Source organism: Mycoplana sp. BE70 (assembly GCF_031455855.1).
In the GTDB taxonomy this organism is placed as follows: Bacteria; Pseudomonadota; Alphaproteobacteria; order Rhizobiales; family Rhizobiaceae; genus Mycoplana.
This window is the reverse complement of the sequence record NZ_JAVDTM010000008.1, coordinates 235920-258005: the sequence shown is the minus strand read 5'-3', so window position 1 is coordinate 258005 and position 22086 is coordinate 235920. Positions and strand designations below refer to the sequence as shown.

Annotated in this window: 18 protein-coding genes and 4 pseudogenes; 14 read left to right on the top strand and 8 right to left on the bottom strand. The window is 59.5% G+C overall.

Going from position 1 to position 22086, the window contains the following annotated elements; all coding sequences use genetic code 11:
• Positions 1-61 precede the first annotated feature (61 nt).
• The 3 genes and pseudogenes from J2Y48_RS16825 to J2Y48_RS16815 form a co-directional block, all read left to right on the top strand.
• The gene (locus tag J2Y48_RS16825) at positions 62-2617 is read left to right on the top strand and encodes a plasma-membrane proton-efflux P-type ATPase (protein WP_310420259.1); all 2556 of its coding nucleotides are present in this window, start codon (positions 62-64) and stop codon (positions 2615-2617) included.
• Between the two features lie 490 nt (positions 2618-3107).
• Complete coding sequence (locus J2Y48_RS16820; protein WP_310420257.1) at positions 3108-4550, top strand: CHAD domain-containing protein; 1443 nt, start codon at positions 3108-3110, stop codon at positions 4548-4550.
• A 26-nt stretch (positions 4551-4576) separates the two neighbouring features.
• Positions 4577-4666 (top strand): annotated as a pseudogene (locus tag J2Y48_RS16815) (hypothetical protein); the annotation flags it as partial.
• Positions 4667-4744: 78 nt separating this feature from the next.
• Here J2Y48_RS16815 and J2Y48_RS16810 read toward each other — a convergent pair.
• The 5 genes and pseudogenes from J2Y48_RS16810 to J2Y48_RS16790 form a co-directional block, all read right to left on the bottom strand.
• Positions 4745-4852 (bottom strand): annotated as a pseudogene (locus tag J2Y48_RS16810) (hypothetical protein); the annotation flags it as partial.
• Positions 4853-4995: 143 nt separating this feature from the next.
• Entirely contained in the window at positions 4996-5463 is a 468-nt protein-coding gene (locus tag J2Y48_RS16805) for a hypothetical protein (RefSeq protein ID WP_310420255.1), read from the bottom strand.
• 165 nt (positions 5464-5628) lie between these two features.
• On the bottom strand, positions 5629-8820 hold the full coding sequence (locus J2Y48_RS16800; RefSeq protein WP_310420253.1) for a multidrug efflux RND transporter permease subunit: 3192 nt from the start codon (positions 8818-8820) through the stop codon (positions 5629-5631).
• Entirely contained in the window at positions 8817-9992 is a 1176-nt protein-coding gene (locus tag J2Y48_RS16795; RefSeq protein ID WP_405030241.1) for an efflux RND transporter periplasmic adaptor subunit, read from the bottom strand. Before J2Y48_RS16795 ends, J2Y48_RS16800 begins: the two co-directional genes overlap by 4 nt.
• 234 nt (positions 9993-10226) lie before the next feature.
• Positions 10227-10589: a hypothetical protein gene (locus J2Y48_RS16790; RefSeq protein ID WP_310420251.1), complete on the bottom strand. Its 363-nt coding sequence runs from the start codon at positions 10587-10589 to the stop codon at positions 10227-10229.
• A gap of 468 nt (positions 10590-11057) precedes the next feature.
• Here J2Y48_RS16790 and J2Y48_RS16785 point away from each other — a divergent pair, with 468 nt between their 5' ends.
• From J2Y48_RS16785 to J2Y48_RS16765, 5 genes and pseudogenes are all read left to right on the top strand, one after another.
• Positions 11058-12005, top strand: a complete 948-nt coding sequence (locus J2Y48_RS16785) for an alpha/beta hydrolase (RefSeq protein WP_310420249.1) — start codon at positions 11058-11060, stop codon at positions 12003-12005.
• Between the two features lie 111 nt (positions 12006-12116).
• Positions 12117-12866 (top strand): SDR family oxidoreductase, encoded by a 750-nt coding sequence (locus J2Y48_RS16780; RefSeq protein WP_310420247.1) that lies wholly within the window; start codon positions 12117-12119, stop codon positions 12864-12866.
• A 66-nt stretch (positions 12867-12932) separates the two neighbouring features.
• Positions 12933-13322, top strand: a complete 390-nt coding sequence (locus J2Y48_RS16775; RefSeq protein ID WP_310420245.1) for a cupin domain-containing protein — start codon at positions 12933-12935, stop codon at positions 13320-13322.
• 21 nt (positions 13323-13343) lie between these two features.
• A complete protein-coding gene (locus J2Y48_RS16770; RefSeq protein ID WP_310420365.1) occupies positions 13344-13520 on the top strand; it encodes a hypothetical protein in 177 nt (58 codons plus the stop codon).
• Between the two features lie 269 nt (positions 13521-13789).
• Positions 13790-15261, top strand: a pseudogene (locus J2Y48_RS16765) (diguanylate cyclase domain-containing protein).
• Between the two features lie 138 nt (positions 15262-15399).
• Here the strand turns inward: J2Y48_RS16765 and J2Y48_RS16760 are convergent.
• Both J2Y48_RS16760 and J2Y48_RS16755 read right to left on the bottom strand, forming a co-directional pair.
• Positions 15400-15792, bottom strand: a complete 393-nt coding sequence (locus J2Y48_RS16760) for a nuclear transport factor 2 family protein (protein ID WP_310420243.1) — start codon at positions 15790-15792, stop codon at positions 15400-15402.
• A gap of 20 nt (positions 15793-15812) precedes the next feature.
• Positions 15813-16436, bottom strand: a complete 624-nt coding sequence (locus J2Y48_RS16755; protein WP_310420241.1) for a TetR/AcrR family transcriptional regulator — start codon at positions 16434-16436, stop codon at positions 15813-15815.
• A gap of 38 nt (positions 16437-16474) precedes the next feature.
• On the opposite strand from J2Y48_RS16755, the pseudogene J2Y48_RS16750 reads away from it, so the two are divergent.
• From J2Y48_RS16750 to J2Y48_RS16730, 5 genes and pseudogenes are all read left to right on the top strand, one after another.
• Positions 16475-17500, top strand: a pseudogene (locus J2Y48_RS16750) (PotD/PotF family extracellular solute-binding protein).
• Between the two features lie 123 nt (positions 17501-17623).
• Positions 17624-18487, top strand: a complete 864-nt coding sequence (locus J2Y48_RS16745) for an ABC transporter permease (protein WP_310420239.1) — start codon at positions 17624-17626, stop codon at positions 18485-18487.
• A 2-nt stretch (positions 18488-18489) separates the two neighbouring features.
• Positions 18490-19323: an ABC transporter permease gene (locus J2Y48_RS16740; RefSeq protein WP_310420237.1), complete on the top strand. Its 834-nt coding sequence runs from the start codon at positions 18490-18492 to the stop codon at positions 19321-19323.
• A complete protein-coding gene (locus tag J2Y48_RS16735) occupies positions 19320-20402 on the top strand; it encodes an ABC transporter ATP-binding protein (protein WP_310420235.1) in 1083 nt (360 codons plus the stop codon). The genes J2Y48_RS16740 and J2Y48_RS16735 overlap by 4 nt, the downstream gene beginning before the upstream one ends.
• Before the next feature lie 10 nt (positions 20403-20412).
• A complete protein-coding gene (locus tag J2Y48_RS16730; protein ID WP_310420233.1) occupies positions 20413-21144 on the top strand; it encodes an MBL fold metallo-hydrolase in 732 nt (243 codons plus the stop codon).
• Between the two features lie 125 nt (positions 21145-21269).
• On the opposite strand, the gene J2Y48_RS16725 is transcribed toward J2Y48_RS16730, so the two are convergent.
• The gene (locus J2Y48_RS16725; protein ID WP_310420355.1) at positions 21270-21506 is read right to left on the bottom strand and encodes a hypothetical protein; all 237 of its coding nucleotides are present in this window, start codon (positions 21504-21506) and stop codon (positions 21270-21272) included.
• A gap of 318 nt (positions 21507-21824) precedes the next feature.
• Between J2Y48_RS16725 and J2Y48_RS16720 the strand changes: the two genes are divergently transcribed.
• On the top strand, positions 21825-22052 hold the full coding sequence (locus tag J2Y48_RS16720; RefSeq protein WP_310420230.1) for a hypothetical protein: 228 nt from the start codon (positions 21825-21827) through the stop codon (positions 22050-22052).
• Positions 22053-22086 lie beyond the last annotated feature (34 nt).

Here is a 22086-nt window from a genome sequence, read left to right as displayed (position 1 = left end):
TGGTAAGCGAGGTAGCAGAGTTGCAGCAACGATCGGCGGGTTGTTGCGGGAGGAAGTTGTCATGGCACTCGCGTCAAAGACTGAACCACGTGTCCAAAGCCCGTCTTCTAGCAATGTTGATTACGAGCATTTGGAGACTTCCGAAGCCTTGAAGCAACTCGGCGCCGACCCACAATCCGGCCTGTCCGACGCTGAGGCGAAGACGCGGCTTGAGAAGTACGGGCCAAACGCGCTTCCGGAGAAGAAGGTCAGCGCGTTCGAGATGTTCGGAAAGTTTTTCTGGGGACCAATGCCGTGGATGATCGAGGCCGCCGCGATCATGTCGCTATTGGTCAGAGACCTTGTCGACTTCAGCATCATAATGGTCATGCTTTTCTTCAACGCCGTGCTCGGCTTCTGGCATGAGAGGCAGGCGGCGAGCGCGTTGGACGCCTTGAAGGGGGCACTGGCGCAGGAAGCCCAGGCGCTGAGAGGCGGGAAGGGGTCGATCGTCCTCGCCAGGACCCTGGTTCCCGGAGACGTTGTGCGCATCCGCCTCGGGAATGTCGTGCCCGCCGATGTCAAATTGCTGGAAGGGCTGTATCTCGACGTTGATCAGTCCGCGCTGACCGGCGAGTCCCTTCCGGTCTCGAAAGCTCCGGGCGACTTGGCCTACTCAGGCTCGATCGCGAAGAAAGGCGAAATGACCGGCGCGGTCATTGGCACCGGCGCAAACACCTTCTTCGGCCGCACAGCCGGGTTGGTGCAATCGGCCGGCTCTGAATCGCATTTTGTCCGGGCCAATAATGCGATCGGTGACTTCCTGATCATTCTGGCCGTGGCTCTTGCCGTCGTGATGGTCGCGGTGCAACTGCATCGTGGCGATGATTTTCTACGTATCGCCGAATACGCACTGCTTCTGTTGGTCGCCGCCATTCCGGTGGCTATGCCTGCGGTATTGTCGATGACAATGGCTATGGGCGCGAAAGCCCTTTCGGTTGAAAGGGCGATTGTCTCCCGCCTTGATTCCATTGAAGAACTCGCCGGCATCACCATACTATTCTCCGACAAGACGGGCACACTCACGCAGAACAAGTTGACGCTCGGCGAGCCTATCGTTTGGGGCGGTGCGAGAGCCGAGGATGTCATTCTCGCCGGGGCATTATCCTCGAAAAAGGAGAACGATGATCCCATCGATCTGGCTGTTCTGAAGTCGGTGAAGGATCCATCGGTCCTCGACGTCTATCGCCCGATTGCGTACATGCCTTTTGACCCGGTGTCGAAACGTACAGAGGCGACATTTGAAGATGCCACAGGCAAACAGTTCAAAGTCAGCAAAGGGATGCCGCCCGTTATTTTTGAACTGGCAGGCCTTGCTGGCAATGACCTCGCAGCCGCACAGAAAGTCGTCAGCCAAAATGCAGCGGACGGCTACCGGACACTTGCCGTCGCCCGGTGCGACGAAGACGGAAGGTGGAACATGCTTGGCATCCTTCCGATGTTCGACCCGCCGCGCGAGGATTCGAGGGAAACCATTGCAAGGGCGGCCGAATACGGCGTGAAGGTCAAGATGGTCACGGGCGACGACGTGGCGATCGGAAAAACCATTGCCAGTCAGTTGGGACTCGGCAGCAACATCATTGCCGCCTCGGACATCTTCACCGGCGAGATCAATCAGACCGAAGTACCGATGGACCTCGCTCGGCGGGTGGACGTCGCCGAGGGATACGGCCGGGTGTTTCCCGAGCACAAATGGGCAATTGTGAAGTCGGCGCAGCAGCTTGGCCACATCGTCGGAATGACGGGTGACGGCGTCAATGACGCCCCGGCATTGAAGCAAGCGGATGTGGGCGTTGCCGTTTCCGGCGCGACGGAAGCCGCGCGCGCCGCCGCGAGCTTGATTCTGACTGCACCAGGACTTTCGGTGATCATCCGGGGGATTGAGGAGGCGCGTAAGACCTTCGAGAGAATGATGGGTTATGCCTACTATCGCGTGGCTATGACCGTCAGCATCATGCTTTTCATCGTATTGGTGATGGTGATTTTCAATGCGGCAATTCTGACCCCGGTCATGATTATTCTGCTGGCGCTGCTGGACGACGTGCCGGTCATGCTCATTGCGTTCGACAACGCGAAGATCAGTTCTCGCCCTACGAAATGGGATATGCACCGCGTCTTGGTGGTAAGTTCGATGCTAGCTCTTATCGGCGTTGTGCAAAGCATCATTCTCGTGCGCTACCTGCATCACGAGCAATATTTTGAACTGGCACCGCTGCAGACGGCGATGTTTATGCAACTGGTCATCGCGGGTCACTTGCTGCTGTTCTCGACCCGCACGACTGGTTTCTTTTTCCAGCCGCCGTTCCCGGAGTGGCGATTCTTTAGCGCCATAATGGGCACACAGGTTCTGGCCGCGTGCATGGCGGCCTTCGGCTGGCTCGTCACCCCCATTTCCTGGCGGCTCATTGGCTTCATATGGCTCTACAACCTCGTTTGGCTTTTCGTAATCGATCTCTTGAAGCTCGCGATGTATCGCCAATTCGATAGGCGAGAGGCCGGGCGGGTTGCGTGGAAGTCATGGTTCCACCCACTCGACCCGCAAGGTGGGCGGCTCGCCAAAATTCGTACAGAGCGATAGCCGACTGGCGCGGTTGGAGTGTCGTTAAGACAGGTCGACGTGCCTGCGCATCGGAATGCCAATCGCGCCTATGATTGCAGTAAACGCTATCTTTTCGGCCGTTATCTTTTCGCCGTTGCGGTGGTGATTGCCCTCGATAACCATCCGGCGCGAAGAGCCGAGACACCGATACTGGCGGCGGCAGACCAGCGTTGCGACCGAGGCGGTCAGGCGAGGAGCGCACCACCCACCGGCCAGCTTCCATCTGTCCCGAGCTTTAAAGGGTATCGAATCTAACTTAATAGTATTACTAATTCGTGCTCGCGTCGATGGCAGTGAATTTGAGCAACTGAAAGGTTGTTATGTGGCGGCCAATTTGCGCCACCCGAAGGGGTTAATTGCGGACAGATTGCAATGAGCGCACTATGTTGCCGCCGATGTCGGCACAGCTCAACAAGCTGTGACAAACAACTGCATAATGCCACACTTCGAAGAGCGGGCAGTAGCGGGCATGGAAGTTGAAATCAAACTTGAAGTCCTGCCTGAAGACGTCGCCCACTTAGAAGGTGCCGACTTCTTAGGAAAAGCCGGAAAGGTCGTTCGTCAACAATCCGTATACTTCGACACCCCCGATCACACGTTGTTCCAATCTGGATATACGCTTCGGGTGCGAAAAATTGGAAAAGTCCACACTCAAACGATCAAAGCGACGGGACAACTATCCTCTCTGTTTGCTAGGCCAGAATGGGAATATCCCGTTGAGAGCGGGCAGCCTGTTATAGATCACCGCACGCCACTTGCTCTCGAATTTGAGGAAGACCTCGTCAAGCTTGAACGTCAGTTCACCGTGAACGTCGAGCGTCGAATTTGGAAGGTCGAGCAAGACGGATCCGAGATCGAAGTCGTTCTAGACAATGGGTTCGTCATTGCAGACGAGCGTCAAACACCCGTTGTCGAAATGGAACTTGAGCTCAAAGACGGCAATAGCGAGTCCTTGCACGCTCTTGCGCGCAGGATTGGAGACTTCGTTCCGTTTCATTTGGGTGTTATGTCAAAGGCCGAGCGTGACTTTCGACTTTTGGAAGCGCAGCGGTTCGTCTTCAAAGCTGAAGATATCGAACTCGACCGAAGTATGCGGACGTCACAAACGCTGCAATCGATCGTGGCCTCCTGCTTTCGACATTTCCGAATGAACGAAGCGACGCTCCGCTCTCGTGGAAACGCGGAAGCCTTACATCAAGCTCGGGTCGCCCTTCGCCGGATGAGGTCTGCCTACACCTTGTACAAGTCCATTTTGCAGGACGATGAGAGCAAAAGGCTATCTGAGGAATTGAAGTGGCTCGCTGGCGTTCTGGGAAAGGCTCGAGACATTGACGTGCTGTTGGCCAGAGAACCCGAAGCATCGCTTTTGCAGAAGATCAATGATGCTCGAGCCAACCGATATTCGGAAGCATTCGATGCTGTGCAGGGCTCCCGCGGTCGTTTGCTAATGTTGGATCTGCATGAGTGGATGCATTCCGGAGCCTTCGCGGCGGTCATGCCCGCCGAAGAACCTGGACCAAGTTCGGTTGAGTTCGCATCCGGCATCCTCGAGAAGATGCGAAAGAAGCTGAAAAAGGACGGGCGGGCGCTTGCGAAAGTCAGTGACGAGGAGCGGCATGAGGTCCGAAAGGACGCCAAGAAGCTTCGCTACGCCGCTGAATTTTTCAAATCGTTTTTCTCTGAAAAGCGTGGTGCGCGCCGCCACAAGCGTTTCATCGCGGCGATGGAGGAATTGCAGGATCATCTAGGCGCGCTGAACGACCTGGTGACGGGGCCAAACGTGCTTGCAGAACTGGGAATCGACGAAGAGGCGGCCAAAGGCATTTTGCCGCAAGAGAAGAAGGGCGACCTGATCCGCACCGCGCAGAATGCGCTTGACGATGTGATCGATGCGAAGCGCTTCTGGCGTTGAACTGCAGTTCAACGGGGGACACTGACGTGAACAGCGATGGCGCAGGGGATTCCGATTTTGGGACCAAAGTTGGCCATGTTAACCTGAGGGTGTCCGACCTTGATCGCTCGATCAAGTTTTACACCGAGGTACTGGGATTGGCGTTGCGTGGACTCACGGAAGCTTTCGATCTCTTCTGGCTCCTTCTTATCCATGTGCGCGATCTTCGTCGCTCGCGCCGCTCTGCGGATAAGCAATTCGTCAAGTTTGGCGTGAAGGGCTTGGGTGCCTCGGTGCTCGGCGCGCTGGATGAACAACGTCATCAACCAGGTGGCGATCGTGGCAATCCGAGACAGCGTTGAGGGTCATCGGCGGAACGGCGTCTTTGTAGCTTTTGCGCCGGAAAGCGGACATTCCGCTTGCGGCCCCATTTCGGACGGCGAGACTACTGTGCATACTGGCGCTTCTAGCGTAAGCGGAAATTGTCAATGCAGGGCAGGCTTGAGGCTGCGAATTTACAAGTCTCCGTGCGTTCAGGCCTCCGCAACCAACCACACCGGCAAAACCGCCCACTCGGGACATTCGACCAAAAGCGCCTCCGCACCAGCGGCGAGGCGCTTTTTGCGTTTTTGTCCCTGACCAACTCGCCGGCCTGCAGCTTCTCCGCAAAATCCGCATGCACCTTGGCGAGGAAACGGCGCTCGTCCTTGGCCATGATGGCATAGGGACCGAAACAATGGGCGCATTCCAGGATACCGCTCAGCAAATATTGCGGCCGGTGACCCCTGTTTAGGTGGTTTGTCGTCGTTCGGGAAAGGCTCTGTTCGACCGCCATTTGCCGCTTCTTGACCGCGCTCCACAGGGCGTCGGAGACAATCCGTAGCTGAGTCTGCTCGCAGACAACCCATTCATCGCGGTGGTTGCGGCGTGCCATTCGCTTCTCGGTACTTACTTACGCCGCCGCAACGATGGGTCTGTCGAAGGCCGGGCGGTGCTGGTGATTGATCGCGTCGGACATCCGCTCTCCCCCCTTTGCAAGTAACACATGCTTGAAGGATAGCAGGTTACCCAAGCCCCAATCGCGGGCTATGGGTTCAGGCTATAAGTCTGCTGCGTCCAGCGCGGCCTCCTTCTTGCGCTCGCTGACGGCCTGCGCGCCATGCCGGCCGGCCGAGCGCAGGGCGACGAAGAAGACCGGTGTCAGGAACAGGCCGAAAAGGGTCACCCCGAGCATGCCCGAGAAGACCGCCGTGCCGAGGGACTGCCGCATCTCCGCGCCGGGGCCGGTCGCGATCATCAACGGGACGACACCGAAGATGAAGGCGAATGCGGTCATCAGGATGGGCCGCAGGCGAAGTCGCGTCGCCTCCACGGCTGCCTCGATCGCCGTCCTGCCTTCCCGCTGCGCCTGTCTGGCGAACTCGACGATCAGGATCGCGTTCTTTGCCGCCAGGCCGATCAGGACGATCAGGCCGATCTGGGTGAGGATGTTGTTGTCCATTCCCCTGAGGTTCACGCCGACCAGGGCGCCGAGGATCGCAAGCGGCACGATGAGGATGATCGCAAGCGGCAGCACCCAGCTTTCATACTGTGCGGCCAGCGCCAGGAAGACGAAGATGACCGAGAGCGCGAAAATGAAAACCGCGGTGTTGCCGGTCGCCCGCTCCTGGAAGGCGAGTTCGGTCCACTCGAACGAGGTACCGGCCGGCAGCATCTGCTTCGCCAGTCCCTCCATCGAGTCCAGCGCAGTGCCAGTCGAAAACCCAGGGGCGGCATTGCCCTGCACGGGAACCGAGACATACATATTGTAGCGCTGGACGAGCGTCGGTCCGCTCGTGTCACGAATCTCGACCAGCGTTCCGAGCGGGACGAGGGCACCGGTCGCCGAGCGCACCTTCAGTGCCAGGATGTCTTGCTGGTCGAGGCGGTACTGCTGGTCGGCCTGGGCCCGCACCTGGTAGACGCGGCCAAAGGCGTTGAAGTCGTTTACATATGACGTTCCGAGATTGATCGAAAGCGTCTCGAAGATATTTGGGATCGGGACGTTCAGCGCGCGCGCCTTGTCGCGGTCGATGTTCAGAAAATACTGCGGGCTCGACGCAGAGAAGGTCGTAAACACGCCGGTCAGGCCCGCCGTCTGGTTCGCGGCGCCGATCATCTGGTAGGCAAGCCCGAGCACGCGGCGCATGTCGGATTTTTCCAGGTCCAGAAGCTGCATCTTGAAGCCGCCCGAACTGCCGACGCCACGGATCGAAGGCGGCGGCACAGCGACGATGAAGGCTTCCCGAATGCTCTGCAGCGCGCCAAAAAGCTGGGCGATGATCTGGTTTGCGCCCAGCCCCTGGCTCTGTCGCTCCTCGAAACTCTTGAAACTGGCAAAGACCACCCCCGAGTTTGAGGCATTGGTAAAGGTGGCGCCCGAGAAGCCGGAGAACGCAACCGCGTTCTTTACACCGGGCGTGGTGCGGATGATTTCGGATGCCTTCTGGATGACGGCGTCGGTGCGCGCCAGCGAGGCGCCATCCGGCAGTTGCACCACGACGATCGCATAGCCCTGGTCCATTGTCGGAATGAACCCGCGCGGGACGATCTGGCTCATCTGCCAGGTGGCTCCCAGCAGGCCGACGAACACCAGCAGGCTCAGCGCAATGGCCGTCCTGGTCCGCACAAGCTGCCGGACCAGCCAGGAATAGCCTTCGCTGAGCCGCTTGAACCCGTGATTGAAGCCATCGGACAATCGCCGGATGAGACGGGTGAGCGGATTGCGACTGTGCTCCTCCTGCGAGTGAGGGCGCAGCACGATGCCGGCGAGGGCCGGCGACAATGTCAGCGAGTTCAGCGCCGAGATCGCCGTCGCCACCGCGATTGTCACCGCGAACTGCTGATAGAACTGGCCGGATATGCCCGGGATGAAGGCCGTGGGCACGAACACGGCGATCAATACTAGCGAAATCGCGATGACCGCCGCGCCGACCTCGTCCATCGTCACGTGCGCCGCCTCCTTGGGCGTCATGCCGAGCGAGAGGTTGCGCTCGACATTCTCGACCACCACGATCGCATCGTCGACGACGATCCCGATCGCCAGAACCAGGCCGAACAGAGTGAGCATGTTCAGTGAGAAGCCGAAGGCGAGCAGGAAAGCGAAGGTGCCGATCAAGGATACGGGTATCGCGACAATCGGGATGATCGCTGTCCGCCAGGACTGCAGGAACACGAGCACGACGATCGCGACGAGCACCGCCGCCTCCATGATCGTCTTGTAGACTTCATGGATCGACTGCGAAATGAACTCGGTTGGATTGTAGACGATGCGGTACTCCAGGCCCGGCGGGAAATCCGGGGAAACCTCATTCATCACGCGCTGGATCGAGGCCGCAGCGTCCAGCGCGTTCGTGCCCGGGCGGGCGAAAATACCGATCGCCACCGCCGCCTTGCCGTCGAGATAGCTGTTCGACACGTATTCCTTGGCGCCAAGCTCGATGCGGGCGACATCCTGAAGCTGCACCAGTCGCCCGGCCGCCGTCGACTTGACGATCACGTAGCGGAACTGCCGCGCATCGGAGAATCGGCCTTCCGTCGTCACCGTATATTGAAAGGCGTTCTCGCCGGAGGTGGGCGGCCCGCCAATCGACCCGCCCGAGACCTGGACGTTCTGATCGCGGAGCGCCTGCACGACATCGGTCGCCGTCATGCCGTAGGCGCTGAGCTTCTGCGGGTCGAGCCAGATGCGCAGTGCGTATTCGCGCTCGCCGAACAGAATCACGTCACCAACGCCGTCAAGGCGAACGAGCCGGTCGCGAATGCGGGTCTTGGCATAGTTGGATATGTAAAGTTGGTCGTAGCGGTCGTCCGGCGAGAGCAGGTGGACGACCATCATCAGGTCGGGCGAGCTCTTCACCGTCGTGATTCCGACCCGGCGAACCTCCTCGGGCAAGCGCGGCTCGGCGATTGCCACACGGTTCTGCACCAGCACTTGCGCCTGGTCGAGGTCGGTGCCGAGCTTGAAGGTGATGGTCAGGGCCATGGTGCCGTCTGCCGTCGAATAGGAAGACATGTAAAGCATGTCCTCGACGCCGTTGATCTCCTGCTCGATCGGCGTTGCCACCACGTCGGCGATCGTCTGGGCGTCGGCGCCGGGATAGGCTGCTCGCACAACGATCGTTGGCGGGGCGATCTCCGGATATTGCGCGACAGGAAGTTGAAAATAGGCAATACCGCCGACGATGAGCAGAACGATCGAGATGACCGAGGCAAAGATCGGCCGATCGACGAAGAAATGAGGAAACCTCACTGGTTCGCCTCCGTGCTCGTCATGTCCGTCGTCGTGTCCTCGCGTTCTGACGGCAACTCGGTCACCTCGGCGGTCACCTTCACCCCGGGTCGGATGCGCATGAGACCGTTTATGACGACCGTTTCGCCGCCAGTGAGACCGTCGCGAATGACGCGGTAGCCATAAAGGCGCGGACCGGTGCGGACCGGTTTGGTGCTGACGCTGCCGTCCTTTTCGAGGACGTAGACGACGCGCTCGTTCTGGTCCGACCCGATCGCCTCGTCCGGCACCAGAACTGCCTGATAGGGAAGAGAGCCACCGATCTGGATGCGACCGAACAGCCCCGGCTGCAGGATGTACTTGGGGTTGGGGAAGCGGGCACGGATACGCATGGTTCCTGTCTGCTCATCGACCCGGTTCTCCGCAAAATCCAGTTTGCCCCTGAACGTGGAGTGCTGGAAGTCGCCGATCGTCACGGAGACCTCCAGTCCGGTTCCGCCTTCCTGCAGTTCTTTTCCGCCCGACCGGGCCCGGTCGGCGTAGGAAAGCAGCCGTCGCTCGTCCACGTCGAAGTAGAAGTCGATCGGATCGAGGCTGACGATCGTCGTCAGGATCGTCTGGTCTGTTTGGACGAGACTGCCGGGCGAGATGAGGCGACGATCGATGCGCCCGGAAATGGGGGCGGTGATCCGTGTGTACTCAAGATCAAGTTGCGCACGCTCGACGGAGGCCTCCGCCCCGCGCAGGTTTGCCTTTGCTGAATCGAGTTCACGCCGACGGTCATCAAGCGTCTGAACCGTCTGGCTGCCGCTCTTGACCAGCGCTTCCACCCGCTTGAACTCGGATTCAGCGAAGGTCAGCGTCGATCGTGCCACCTCCAGCGTCGCCGTCGCCTGGTTGAGCGCCGTCTTGAAGGGGCGTTGGTCGATGACGAACAGAAGGTCGCCCTTCTTCACGATCGAACCGTCCTTGAAATGCACCTCTTCCAGGTAGCCGCCGACGCGAGAGCGGACCGCAACCTCATCGACCGCCTGGAACCGCCCGATGAATTCGTCATTGTCAATCACTTCCCGTGTGACCGGCTTGGCGACCGTCACAGCAGGCGCCGCGTTCTGAGCGAGGACATCCTCCAACGGGAAAGCAGCGACCGCCATTGCAATGGCGACCCGCATCAAATGCGGAGTCTTAATCATGCTTTGCCTCGACTTGCCAGACAGGAACTTCATCAAGCGCGACAGGGTTGCGACCGGCCCGCGGCGACGCCCGTTAAACAATGTCTTCCAAGAATTCCGCAAACGTCTCACTGCTCGGGACGCAAGAGCAGTAGCCCGAGGGGGAAGTATGCCATCATCTTCGCGCGGCGAAGGCAATATGCAACCTGCAATCGGTTGGTGTTACATGCCCCGATTGAGGTTCGGCCATCAAATTCATCGGGGCCAGCCCCTGACCATCGGATGAAAAATGATTGCGGTCAACACCGGCACCGCATTTCCGAGATTGATGCGCCTCTGCGCCGCGCGCGACTTGTAGAAATTGCGGACCATCTCCCGCGCGAATCCTCTGCGGTCGGCCGAACTCTGCCGCTCCAGACACAGGGTATCAAGCGCTCCCAGGGATGGGGCCGATCCCAGCGCGCTTAGATGCCGTCGATGGTGATCAGCATGTCCTTGCGACGGGTGGCAGAAAGCGATGCGGACAGCATGACGTCCTCTGCTCTGTAAAATCAGGGGCAGTAGACAGATCGTGCGGTAGGCGCCGAAAATTGTCGATTCAAGTTTCGCAGCAATCATCAATGTCGCCAATCGAGAAAATCGACGTCTCAAAGTAGTGTTTCACGCTTGCGACCACGAGTACCAGGACTGCTCGCTGGCACATGTCGCGGTCGGCTTTCCACAGCGTCCTGGTCGTCGACCCGAATCTGGCAAGCAATAGGGTGGAGATCGCAATAACCATTCGAATGACCACAAGAGATATCGCGGCCCCTCGGGAAGCACTGATACCGCGTTCGCAAATGTGAATCCCGCATGTTTGCGCGACGTGCTATATTCGCTTGGCAGCCCGGAGGGGCGTATCGCCAAGTGTTCTTACAGCCGCGAAATAATGGCCGGGCTCGGTTTGCGCGGGCAATGTGCCCGATGTTTAGCCTGCGCCGCACCGAATAAACAAGAATGATCGGATCGCTCAGTGGTGCAGCACCTGCATCATTGTGAACACTTCGCGAAGGTCTGAGGACGGTCGGATAACACCGGGAGAACCTCATGAGTCGTCTCGAGCCTACCACACAAGCCTTCATAGACAGCCTTGGGGCCGCAACGCCCATCTACACGCTCTCACCCGAGGCCGCTCGCAACGTTCTCGCCGACGCACAGAAGTCGGTGTCGGTTAAGCTCGCGCCCGCGCGCAGCGAGGACCGTGTCCTCAATGTCGGCCCCAAGGGTCGCACCGACATCCGGATCTATCGGCCGGAAAGCGCCAAGGGCCCGCTGCCCGTGGTGATCTACACCCACGGCGGCGGCTGGGTGCTGGGCGACCGCGAGACGCATGATCGGCTGGTCCGCGAGCTGACCATTGGAGCAAACGCAGTCGTGGTGTTCGTGGACTATGATCGCTCGCCCGAAAGCCGCTATCCCGTCGCGGTCGAAGAAAGTTATGCAGTGCTTAAGTACGTAGCCGAGCATCCCGACGAGTTCGGCGCAGATGCCAGCCGAATTGCGATCGCAGGCGATAGTGTTGGCGGTAACATGACGGCCGCGGTCGCATTTCTCGCCAAAGAGCGCAACGGCCCTGACGTGAAGGCACAGCTTCTCTTCTATCCGGTTACAGATGCCTCAATGTCAACCGGCTCCTATAAGGAATTTGCCGAGGGGCCCTGGCTGACCCGAAAAGGGATGGAATGGTTCTGGGATCAATATCTGCCCGATGTCTCCCAGCGCGCCGACATTCATGTCTCGCCGATCAATGCCAGCTCGGAACAGCTGACGGGCCTGCCGCAAACACTACTCTTGGTCGACGAGAACGATGTGCTGCGCGACGAGGGGGAGGCGTATGGCCGCAAGCTGGCAGCGGCTGGCGTTCCGGTCACATCGGTCCGCTACAATGGCACGATCCACGACTTCATGCTGCTCAACCCGATCGCGAACACACCCGCGGTGCGTGGTGCCATTGAACAGGCGTCGCAATATCTGCGTGAGGTCTTCGCGGCCTGATAGCCGCGAGGCCCACACGAGCAACAACCAGCCGCCCGACATCCCGAGCGACACGGTCGCTGGCGGCGGATGCGCGGCAGCCGGGTAAGCTGCGGCACGGGAGGATAAACCATGAAGATCGTCGTCATCGGCGGCACCGGTCTGATCGGCTCGAAGACCGTCGCCATTTTGCGCCAGGGCGGCCACGAGGTCGTCGCCGCCTCGCCCAACACCGGCGTCAACACGATCACCGGCGAGGGCCTAAAAGAGGCCATGGCGGACACGCAGGTGGTCATCGACCTTGCCAACTCACCCTCATTTGAAGACAAGGCGGTGCTTCAGTTCTTCGAGACCTCCGGCCGCAACCTTCTCGCTGCGGAGGCCGCAGCGAACGTCCGGCACCACGTCGCGCTATCGATCGTCGCAGTCGACCGGACAGACAATGGCTATTTCCGCGCCAAGGTCGCCCAGGAAAAACTGATCAGGACCTCCGGCATCCCATACACCATCGTTCGCGCGACCCAGTTCCTGGAATTCCTCGGCGCCATCGCCAATTCCAGTGCGGATGGAAACATAGTCAGGCTCCCGCCGGTCCTGTTCCAGCCCATCGCGGCGGACGACGTTGCCGCCGTCGTTGCCGATGTGGCAATTGCGGCGCCGCGAAGCGGCATCGTCGAGATCGCCGGTCCGGAGCGAGCGCCGTTCAACGAATTCGTCGCCCGCTATCTGAAGGCGGTTGGCGACCCGCGTGCGGTCGTGAGTGACTCCGAGGCCCAATACTACGGCGGCCGTGTCCAGGAGCACTCGCTCGTGCCCTTGGGCGAGGCGCGCCTCGGCCGCATCGGTTTCGACGAATGGCTCCGCCGCTCACAGGCAGCCTGACCCCGCATCGGAGTACGCCCCGGTCTGTCCGAACCGGTGCCCGGGTAACAAACGAGAGAGGCGACTATGACGATCAAACTCGTTGCGTTGATTCCTCTGTGCCTCATGATCGGCACGGCGATGGCTCAGGAGCCTAAGGTCACGGCACTCATGTCCATGGATCTTCCGGAGAGCCCCGGCAGGGAAGCTCTGATGATCACCGTCGAGCATGCGCCCGGCGGGTCGAGCGCTATCCACCGGCACAATGCACATGCGTTCGTCTATGTGCTGGAAGGCTCCGTCGTGATGCAATTGAAGGGCGGACAACAGGTGACACTGACACCAGGGCAGTCCTTCTATGAAGGCCCCGACGACATTCACGTCGTCGACCGGAACGCAAGCGATACCCAGCCGGCGAAATTCCTGGTGCTCCTGATCAAGGACAAGGGCGCCCCGGCGCTCATGCCCGCACAGTGACGTTTACCGCAGGAGGCAGACATGAGCTTGGGCAGTACCTCACACCCAGGTGGACCGGGTCCGGACGAGTTGATGCCGTCGCGCTACGCGCTGCGGGTGGGAGGCGTGAAAGCATCCGGCCGCGCACGCGAGGGGGGAGCGTGGGGAATCGAGGAGTTCCTAGAAGCGAAGGTGATATCCGGCTGGGCCGAAGACTGACTGGCGAGTGAGGGTATGGTGCCAGTGAGATCAAATGCACTGGCAACTTACTGGATTGGCCCGATCCTGATTTCGGTGGCCCCCACGATCGCGGGCTCGATGTCAGTGGGCTTTGGAAAAGCGTCATGACGCTGCCAAAGGCAAAGCCCATCCTCTTCTTTTCCTCCATTAATCGGCTGACAAAGCCCATACTTCAACCTCGGTTTACCTATTTGATATAAGAGGAGATTCGCCTTGGCTCCGTTAAACTTCCAAAACGTCGAGTAACCATGTCAGAGAGCTTCGATTCCGATATCTTCAATCTCGCCCCCACGGCGATGTGGGTCGAGGATTTCAGCGGAGTTAAAGCGCTTTTCGACCTATGGCGCTTGCAAGGCGTCACGGACATCAGAACGTTTCTACGGGAGGATCAAGACCGCGTCGCGCAGTGCTCCCGGTGTATTCGGGTGCTCGACGTGAACAGGAAAACGTTGGAGCTCTTCGAGGCTGAAGACATTCACCATCTGCGCGCCAACCTCTCGACGATCTTTCGCGACGATATGCTTGAAACCCATGTGATCGAGCTCGCCAAACTGTTCGATGGTGAGCTTGTGTTCGAGAGCACCACGTCGAACTATACGATCTCAGGCCGCCGTCTCGACATCCAGCTCCGCGGCGCAGTCATGCCCGGCTACGAAACGTCGCTCAGCAAGCTACTTCTGACGACTGAGGACATCACGGCGCGCGAAGATGCACGACGGGCGGAGACTGCCCAGAGACGTCACGCAGAGGGCATTTTTGAGCACTCACCTGTTTCTTTGTGGGTCGAGGATTTCAGCCGGATCAAGGTGCTGATCGAAGACATCCGGGATCGCGGCATCAGCGACTTCCGCACCTTCATGGACGTCCATCCTGAATTCGTGCGCCAATGCATGAGCGAAATTCACGTCATCAAGGTCAATCGCGCAACGCTGGACCTCTTTTGCGCGGGCGAGCCAGATGAGTTGCTGCGTCGCCTGAACGAGGTATTCCGGGACGACATGGAAAAGCCGTTCCGTGAGCAGCTCATCGAACTGTGGAACGGAAACCTCTATCATCATCGCGAAGTGGTGAACTACGCACTCGACGGCACCGTACGCCACATCCTGCTGCATTTCTCAGTGTTTCCGGGGTATGAACTCGATTGGTCTCGTGTGCAGGTGGCCCTTACCGACATAACGGCGCGCAAGAAGGCTGAAGCTTATCTCGAATATCTTGGCAAACACGATGTGCTGACTAAGCTCTACAATCGAGCCTTCTACGCCGAAGAAATCAACCGTCTGGAACGGAAGTCAATACTGCCGGTGTCGGCGATCATCTTCGACCTCAATGGCCTGAAGGAGGCCAATGACCAGCTTGGCCACGATGCAGGCGACGCTTTGCTGCGTCGCTTCGGTGAGATTTTGAATGTGCGGTATCGCAGCCCAATCACGCCTGCCGCATCGGCGGCGACGAGTTTGCTGTCCTGATGCCGGGTGCGGACGCGAAGGCGGCGGCAACAATGACGGAGACCATCAAAGAGCTGCTCAAGATCAACAATCAGTTCTACTCGAGTGCTCCGCTGCGCATGTCGTTCGGAGCGGCAACGGGCGAGCCGGGGGAAACGGTCGAAAGCGTTATCAGGCGAGCGGATGCACAGATGTATGAGCACAAGAGGGCGTATTATGAGGCTGATGGCGCCGGCGATATTGCCAAAGGGGGTTTAGCGCGGCGCGCCTTGTGATTGCCTCATGGGCCTCCACATTCCCTGATGGGGCAGAAGCGGAAGCGTCGGAAACGGCTGCGTTGTGAGCTGAACCGACTTCCCACATCCGTCTTAAAGGCGAACGATAGCGGGCTGCATGCAGCCCTCGAGAGCGTGTCAGCTCAGTTTCGACAAATGCTCGTGCACCGCAAGCCATGCACCATCGGCGGCCTTCTCGAACACGATCGTTTCGCGTTCCTCGGTTTCCGTCGGTTCTCCGTTGAACTCCACCTTCGTTTCGACGCGATGGGTGAAGATGGCGGTGTCGCCGGCAAGATGGACGCGCTGGTCGCTGGAGCGGCATCCGACGACGCGAAAGCCATCGCGCTCCTCCCACAGACGCCACTCCGCTTGATATTCTTCCCGGTTCGTCAGCATGCGATCGAGATTGTGGAAGATGAAGGTCGCGTTCGGCGCGAACGCGGCAAAGTACGCCTTAACATCATGGCGACCGAATGCTTCGATCAGCCGATTGGCGGCAGCGATCACGCTCTCCAGCGTCGAGTTCATGTTTCCTCCCAGTCTTTGGATTATTGTTGTGGCGCGCTGATAAGCGCCGCCAAAGGCTTGTTCTGACGGGCGACGTCGCCCTTTAACTGCTCGAGAGACATGGTCTCGTCGCGCACGAATTCAGTGAACATCATATTGAGGTTGTTGAAGAACATTGAGCCGACAGCAGTCGTATCGATGCCCATCAGCACAGCGCCCCGTTGCTGCAATTTGTGCACAAGCGTGGAGACCTGCCGGCAGAGCGCTCGATCCAGTTCGGTGTAGCGCTTGGAGAAGCGCGTATCCGGCTGCTGGATGGAGATCGCCATCGCCGTTCGCCACATCTCCTTGCTCAGATAGACGAGCGAGTGGTCGTAATACTGGTTGATCAGCGCCGACAGGGCTTCCAGCACGTTGGATGGCGGGTTGGCGACGATCGGCTCTCCGGCTTCGAGGACCTCTTCCACTTCCATCGCGACAGAGGCAACCAGCATGTCACCCTTGTTCTCATAGTAGTTGTAGAAGGTTCCGACTGAGACTTCCGCCCGCTCGGCGATGTCCTCGATGCGCGCCGCGTCGTACCCGACCTCGCGGAAAAGCTTGGTAGCGGCTTCCAGGATGCGCCTGTTCTTGTCGGCCTTCTGTTTTGCGCGAAGTCCCGTCACCCGCGATTTCCCTAATTGAATGCCTTCAAATTTGATATATCACCCTGTCGGCGCTCGCAGTCAACCAGGCGCACGCGACCGACGAACTGAATGCACTGGTCTGGTGCGATCACACAGATCCGGCGCTGGTCGAGCCGTTCGAGTAGGCCAACGACGTCAAGGTCAATCTGAAGGAGTACGAGGGCACGGGTGCCGGCCTCTCCATCCTTGAGCAGTCCCGGCCGGGCGACTGGGATGTGATGGTCGTGGACGCCGTGGACGTGCACCGCGTGATCGATATGGGCCTGCTTGGCGAGATGCCTGCCGACGCCCTGCCGACATCAGACATGTTCCCTGAACTTCGCATGGAAGCCAACAACACCAAGGACGGCAAAACCTACGCTGTGACCGAGAAGTTCGGCTACAACACGATCTCCTACGACAAGACCAAGGTCGATCCGAAGGACATGGAAGATCTCTCGGTGGTCTGGTCGGACAAGTACAAGGGCCGCATCGCCCTCTACGACTACTACCTGCCGATGATCGGCCTGGTACAGCTCGGCCTCGGCAAGAAGACTGCGGATCTCTCCGACGCCGATATGCCGGCGATCGAGGAAAAATTGTCGGCGATGAAGACCGTATCGAAGCAAGTCAGCGACGTGGTTTCATCCCAGACCGCGCTTGCGACGGGTGAGGTTGACATCCTCGTCGGCGGCGGCGAATGGATCACGGCGTCGCTTGTTAAGGACAAGCCGAACCTTGACTGGATCGTGCCCAAGCAGGGCGCGGTGCGCTGGGCACAGTCGATCGGCGTCATGAAGGACTCCAAGAAGCCCGATCTGGCGCTTAAATTCGTCCAGTACATCCTGAGCCCGGAAGGTCAGGCACGGCTTGCAACGTCTTCCTGCTACTGGGGCATGCCGACCAACCAGAAGGCCGGCGAGCATCTGGCGGACAACCAGAAGAAGGCGCTGCGCTGGGACGATCAGGCTGGCTACCTGAAGAACACCCAGCTCTATCCGATCCCGACTGCCGAGCTGGACCAGAAGATGCAGGATGCCTGGACCAACATGATGCAGCAGTGAGCTTAACGCTCCTCGCACACGATTGAAGCTAATGGGCCAATCACAGATGAGGGTCACAACGCCCTCATCTCAGTCGCGCGCGGCAGGATTTGCCGCGCCAACAACAAACCAAGTTGAACGATCATGACCGCCGCCACACTTGAAGTCAGGGAACGCCGGAAAGCCTGGGGCTTCGTCGCCCCCGCGCTGCTATGGACCGTTGCCTTCTTCGTCGTGCCATTTCTCTATATGACGGCCATGAGCCTCTGGTCGCGTCAGGGGCGCGAAATCGTCCGCGTCTGGAACCTCGACAACTATGCGCGGTTCTTCACCGAGAGCGCGCTCCTCAGGGGCCTGACGAACTCGCTCGAAATCACGCTGACGGTGACGATCCTGTCTGTGCTCCTGGCCTATCCGCTGGCGTGGATCATCGCCGAGCGTGTGCCGAAGCGTTGGCAGCGAATGGCATTGATACTGGCAATCCTACCGTTCTGGACATCCTACGTCGTCCGCTCCTATTCCTGGCTGCTGGTGCTGTCGAAAGGTGGCGTCATCAATCAGGCGCTTCTCGGCATTGGGCTGATCTCGGAGCCACTGGAGATCGCCAGCAACCGCATCGCGACCGTCATCGGCTTTGTCCACTTCTTCGTCATGCTCCTGACGCTGACGATCTACTCGAACCTCATCCAGCTTTCGCCGAACTATCGGCGCGCTGCGGCCGACCTCGGCGCCAATACCTTCCAGACCTTCTGGCACGTCATCCTGCCGCTCACGCTTCCCGGTATCATGACGGGCGCCTTCCTCACCTTTGTGCTCTGTATCGGCGACTACATCACCCCACAGATCCTCGGGGGCAACAACGAACTCGTCCTGCCGCAGATCATCATGCTGCAGATTGGCCGACGCGCGGACTTTCCGATGGCGGCAGCCCTCTCCATCATCCTGATGCTGGCTGTCACCGCAGCCTATGTTCTCTGCGCCCGCTGGCTGAAGATCGAGAGGGCGTAAAGATGGCGCAGGCACAAATCTCCGGCACTATCGTCCGTTCGAGCCGATTGCACGGCCTACTCGCCTCGTCGCTGAGCTGGCTCTATCTCGCGGTCATCTACGCCTTCATATTCCTGCCCGTCGCCGTGCTGGTGCTGTTCTCGTTCCAGGATGGACGTCTACCGGTTCCGCCCTTCAATGGGTTTTCGCTGCAATGGTACGATGCCGTCTTCGCCGACCGTAAACTGATGGCGGCGCTGGCGAATTCGTTCTTCGTTGCGGTCTTCTCGTCGACGCTAGCCTGTATTCTGGGCTTTCTCGCCGCCTATGCGCTGGCGCGCTACAGGTTGCCGGGGTCGGTATTGCAGCGCGGTCTGCTGATTGCGCCGATGACTGTAAGCTACCTGATCATCGCCCTTGGTCTGCTCACGCTCCTGAACACATTGCAGATCCCGCTTTCGCTCTGGACGGTCGGGATTGGGCATGTGGTGATCAACCTGCCTCTTTGCTTCGCCATCATCTATGCGTCGATGGGCGACCATCACATCAACATCGAGCGCGCAGCGCGCGATCTTGGCGCGAACGACTTTAAGGTGATGGCGCTCGTTACCGCCCCGATGCTGATGCCGTCGATCATGGCCGCATTCTTCCTCTCGATCACCTTCAGTTGGGACGAATTCATCATCGCCTTCCTCCTGTCGCGCTTCGATGTGACGCTTCCGGTGGAAATATGGAGCATGCTGCGCTCGGGCCTGAACCCGAAGACAAACGCGATCGGCTCGCTTGTCTTCCTGGTGTCCGTCTTCGTGCTGCTGGTGCTCGAACTCGCTCTCTTCGGCAGGAGCCGCAAGCCATGACCGCATCCGTGTCCATCCGCAACGCGATCAAAACGTTTGGCGCGTTCAAGGCGCTCGACAATGTCTCGCTGGAGATAGAAGCAGGCGAGTTCATCGTCCTGCTGGGTCCGTCCGGCTGCGGCAAGACGACCTTGCTGTCCATCCTCGGCGGCTTCCTCACCGCCACCAGCGGAACGATCTCGATCGGCGGGAAGGATATGACCGGCGTCGCGCCTGCAAAGCGCCCGACTACGACGATGTTCCAGGACTATGCCCTCTTTCCGCACATGCGGCTTGTCGACAATGTCGGCTTCGGCCTCAGGATGCGTGGAATGGACAAGGGCAAGCGTGACGAGAAGGCATTGGCCTTTCTCGATCTCGTCGGGTTGAAGTCGGCCGCTGGCAAGAAGCCGCATGAGCTTTCCGGCGGGCAGCGGCAGCGCGTCGCGCTCGCGCGGGCGCTCGCTGTCGATCCCGATGTCCTCCTGCTCGATGAACCGCTGGGCGCGCTGGACCTCAAGCTCAGACGACAGATGCAGGACGAGTTGAAGGCGATCCAGAAACGGGTCGGCACGACCTTCGTTCATGTGACCCATGACCAGGAAGAGGCAATGGCGATCGCCGACCGCATCGTGGTGATGAACCAGGGCAAGGTCGAGGACTTCGGCGCGCCTTCCGACATTTACATGCGGCCGAAGTCGCTGTTTTCAGCCGGCTTCATGGGCGAGGTCAATTTCCTGCAGGGCAAGGTTCGAGAAGCGGCAACCGACAGCGCACAGGTCGAAACGCCTGTCGGTCCGATTTCGCTGCCGGCATCCAATTTCACGAACCGGAAGCCCGCCGCTGGCGACAAGGTGACGCTGTGCATAAGGCCGGAGCATTTCTGCGATAGCGGCGAACACGCGGCCATTCGTTTGGGAGAGGCGCAGATCACGGGAAGCGCATTCTTCGGCACGCACTTCCGATGCCATCTCGCGCCCGCTGCGGCCAACGACCTGAACCTCGTGGCCCACATGCCGCAATCGGCGAAGATCGCGACCGGTGAGCGGATTACCCTTGCCGTCGATCCCGCGGGCGTGACGGCTCTGCCGGCCGCCTGAGGAGAAGTCGATGCGGCGGATGGCCCCTGAGAACTGGTATTCGGTCAGACGTCTCGAAGATGACGTCACCTATATCTGCGAGCCGCATATCAAGGAATTCTACCGTTGCAACATCTGGCACGTGCGCGGACGCGACGCCGACATGCTGGTCGACAGCGGCATGGGGGTCGTCTCGCTTCGGGAATGGGTGCCGCTTGTCTCCGAGCGGCCACTGACGGCCGTTGCGAGCCACACCCATTTCGACCACATCGGTTGCCATCACGAATTCGAATGTCGGGCTGTCCATGCAGCGGAGGCCGACCTTCTCGCCCACCCGACCCGGGCCAACACGCTTGCTGACCCGTATGTTGCAGACGAGATCTTCGACGCGCTACCGCCGGAGCCCTATTGCTCGAAATGCTATGCGGTGAAGGCGGCGCCAGCCACGCGCATTCTCCATGACGGCGACGTGATCGATCTCGGCGATCGTCATTTCGAGGTCATTCACACGCCCGGCCATTCGCCTGGCGGGATCGCTCTTTTCGAGAAGGCCAGCGGCATCCTCTTCTCCGGCGACATCCTCTACGACGGCCCGCTGATCGAAGACACGTACCACTCGCACGCCGGCGACTACACAGCCTCGATGAAGCGGCTGCTCGACTATCCCGTCCGCATTGTCCACGGTGGTCATTTCCCGAGCTTCGACGGAGAACGCTATCGTCAATTGATCCGTGATTGGCTGGACGGGAAAGAAGGCGCCTGAAGGCTCTGGCGACGGCGGAAAAACAGCGACCCGCGCGTCTCGGTTAATGCCCTCTCCGCGACGGCAGGAGTTCAGGACCGGACGCCGCGCGGCCCTGCAGGGAAAGCTGACTACATTGGAAGGCTTCACGAAGCCGAGAATTTCACCGTCACTCCGCGCTGCCGAAAGTACGCTTGCATTAGCTTCCTGCCAGAACGATTGTTCTGCACGAGCCTAGCCGGGTCGAATACAGCCTCTTTCAAACCCGCGCGCGCCAACGCTGCCTTGAGGGTCGCGATATGCACGTCGATGTCGGCATTGTCTGCCTGGAGCGATTCATAAATGCGGTTTGTTGCATCTGCTACGGTCGGGTCGCTCACTATTACACTCCTGTTGATACTTGGTTGGCGCTTAACACATTTTTTTGCTTGACCCTATTGTGGTGAAAAATGCGCTCGTCAATGGGGAGCGATGGATTGGTACATTGCGCCCACTCTCGAAGAGACTCCGCACCGGAAGAAGACCAGTGCGAAGCGCCCGTTACGATGGAGACGCCTCGGCCGCATTGCGTCCGTTTCTCGGACATTCACCGCAGCGGTTCGGGGTCCTGAATGCGGACGCTCATGGGTATTCCGTTTCGGCCGTACTAGACGAGCCTATAGAATCTCTGCGATGGCCGACCAGTAAGTTGAACAAGTCAGATGGCCATCAACGGGGGCGTTCCTGGTCGTGGCGGGTATTTCATTGCTGTCGATCTTCCCAGCCGCGAGATTGCCGAAATACGTGCGGCCGAGTTATCGGCAGAGGACATCATGAGCGAGGTGAGCCTGGAGCCGCAAGATTCACAATCACTTGTCGATTTTGGGAGCAACAGACGGCGCCACGGCACTGAATCCGTGGACGCTGGGACGGACGAGAACGAACCCTAGCTGTTAGTCTGCCGAGCAGGGACCAGACGATCGC

Coding starts and splice junctions, on each gene's coding strand:
- J2Y48_RS16790 (WP_310420251.1), bottom strand. CDS start 10,589: ATGATTGCTGCGAAACTTGAATCGACAATTTTCGGCGCCTACCGCACG.
- J2Y48_RS16820 (WP_310420257.1), top strand. CDS start 3,108: ATGGAAGTTGAAATCAAACTTGAAGTCCTGCCTGAAGACGTCGCCCAC.
- J2Y48_RS16770 (WP_310420365.1), top strand. CDS start 13,344: ATGAGCTTGGGCAGTACCTCACACCCAGGTGGACCGGGTCCGGACGAG.
- J2Y48_RS16760 (WP_310420243.1), bottom strand. CDS start 15,792: ATGAACTCGACGCTGGAGAGCGTGATCGCTGCCGCCAATCGGCTGATC.
- J2Y48_RS16720 (WP_310420230.1), top strand. CDS start 21,825: ATGGCCATCAACGGGGGCGTTCCTGGTCGTGGCGGGTATTTCATTGCT.
- J2Y48_RS16735 (WP_310420235.1), top strand. CDS start 19,320: ATGACCGCATCCGTGTCCATCCGCAACGCGATCAAAACGTTTGGCGCG.
- J2Y48_RS16745 (WP_310420239.1), top strand. CDS start 17,624: ATGACCGCCGCCACACTTGAAGTCAGGGAACGCCGGAAAGCCTGGGGC.
- J2Y48_RS16785 (WP_310420249.1), top strand. CDS start 11,058: ATGAGTCGTCTCGAGCCTACCACACAAGCCTTCATAGACAGCCTTGGG.
- J2Y48_RS16780 (WP_310420247.1), top strand. CDS start 12,117: ATGAAGATCGTCGTCATCGGCGGCACCGGTCTGATCGGCTCGAAGACC.
- J2Y48_RS16825 (WP_310420259.1), top strand. CDS start 62: ATGGCACTCGCGTCAAAGACTGAACCACGTGTCCAAAGCCCGTCTTCT.
- J2Y48_RS16730 (WP_310420233.1), top strand. CDS start 20,413: ATGCGGCGGATGGCCCCTGAGAACTGGTATTCGGTCAGACGTCTCGAA.
- J2Y48_RS16740 (WP_310420237.1), top strand. CDS start 18,490: ATGGCGCAGGCACAAATCTCCGGCACTATCGTCCGTTCGAGCCGATTG.
- J2Y48_RS16775 (WP_310420245.1), top strand. CDS start 12,933: ATGACGATCAAACTCGTTGCGTTGATTCCTCTGTGCCTCATGATCGGC.
- J2Y48_RS16795 (WP_405030241.1), bottom strand. CDS start 9,992: ATGATTAAGACTCCGCATTTGATGCGGGTCGCCATTGCAATGGCGGTC.
- J2Y48_RS16805 (WP_310420255.1), bottom strand. CDS start 5,463: ATGGCACGCCGCAACCACCGCGATGAATGGGTTGTCTGCGAGCAGACT.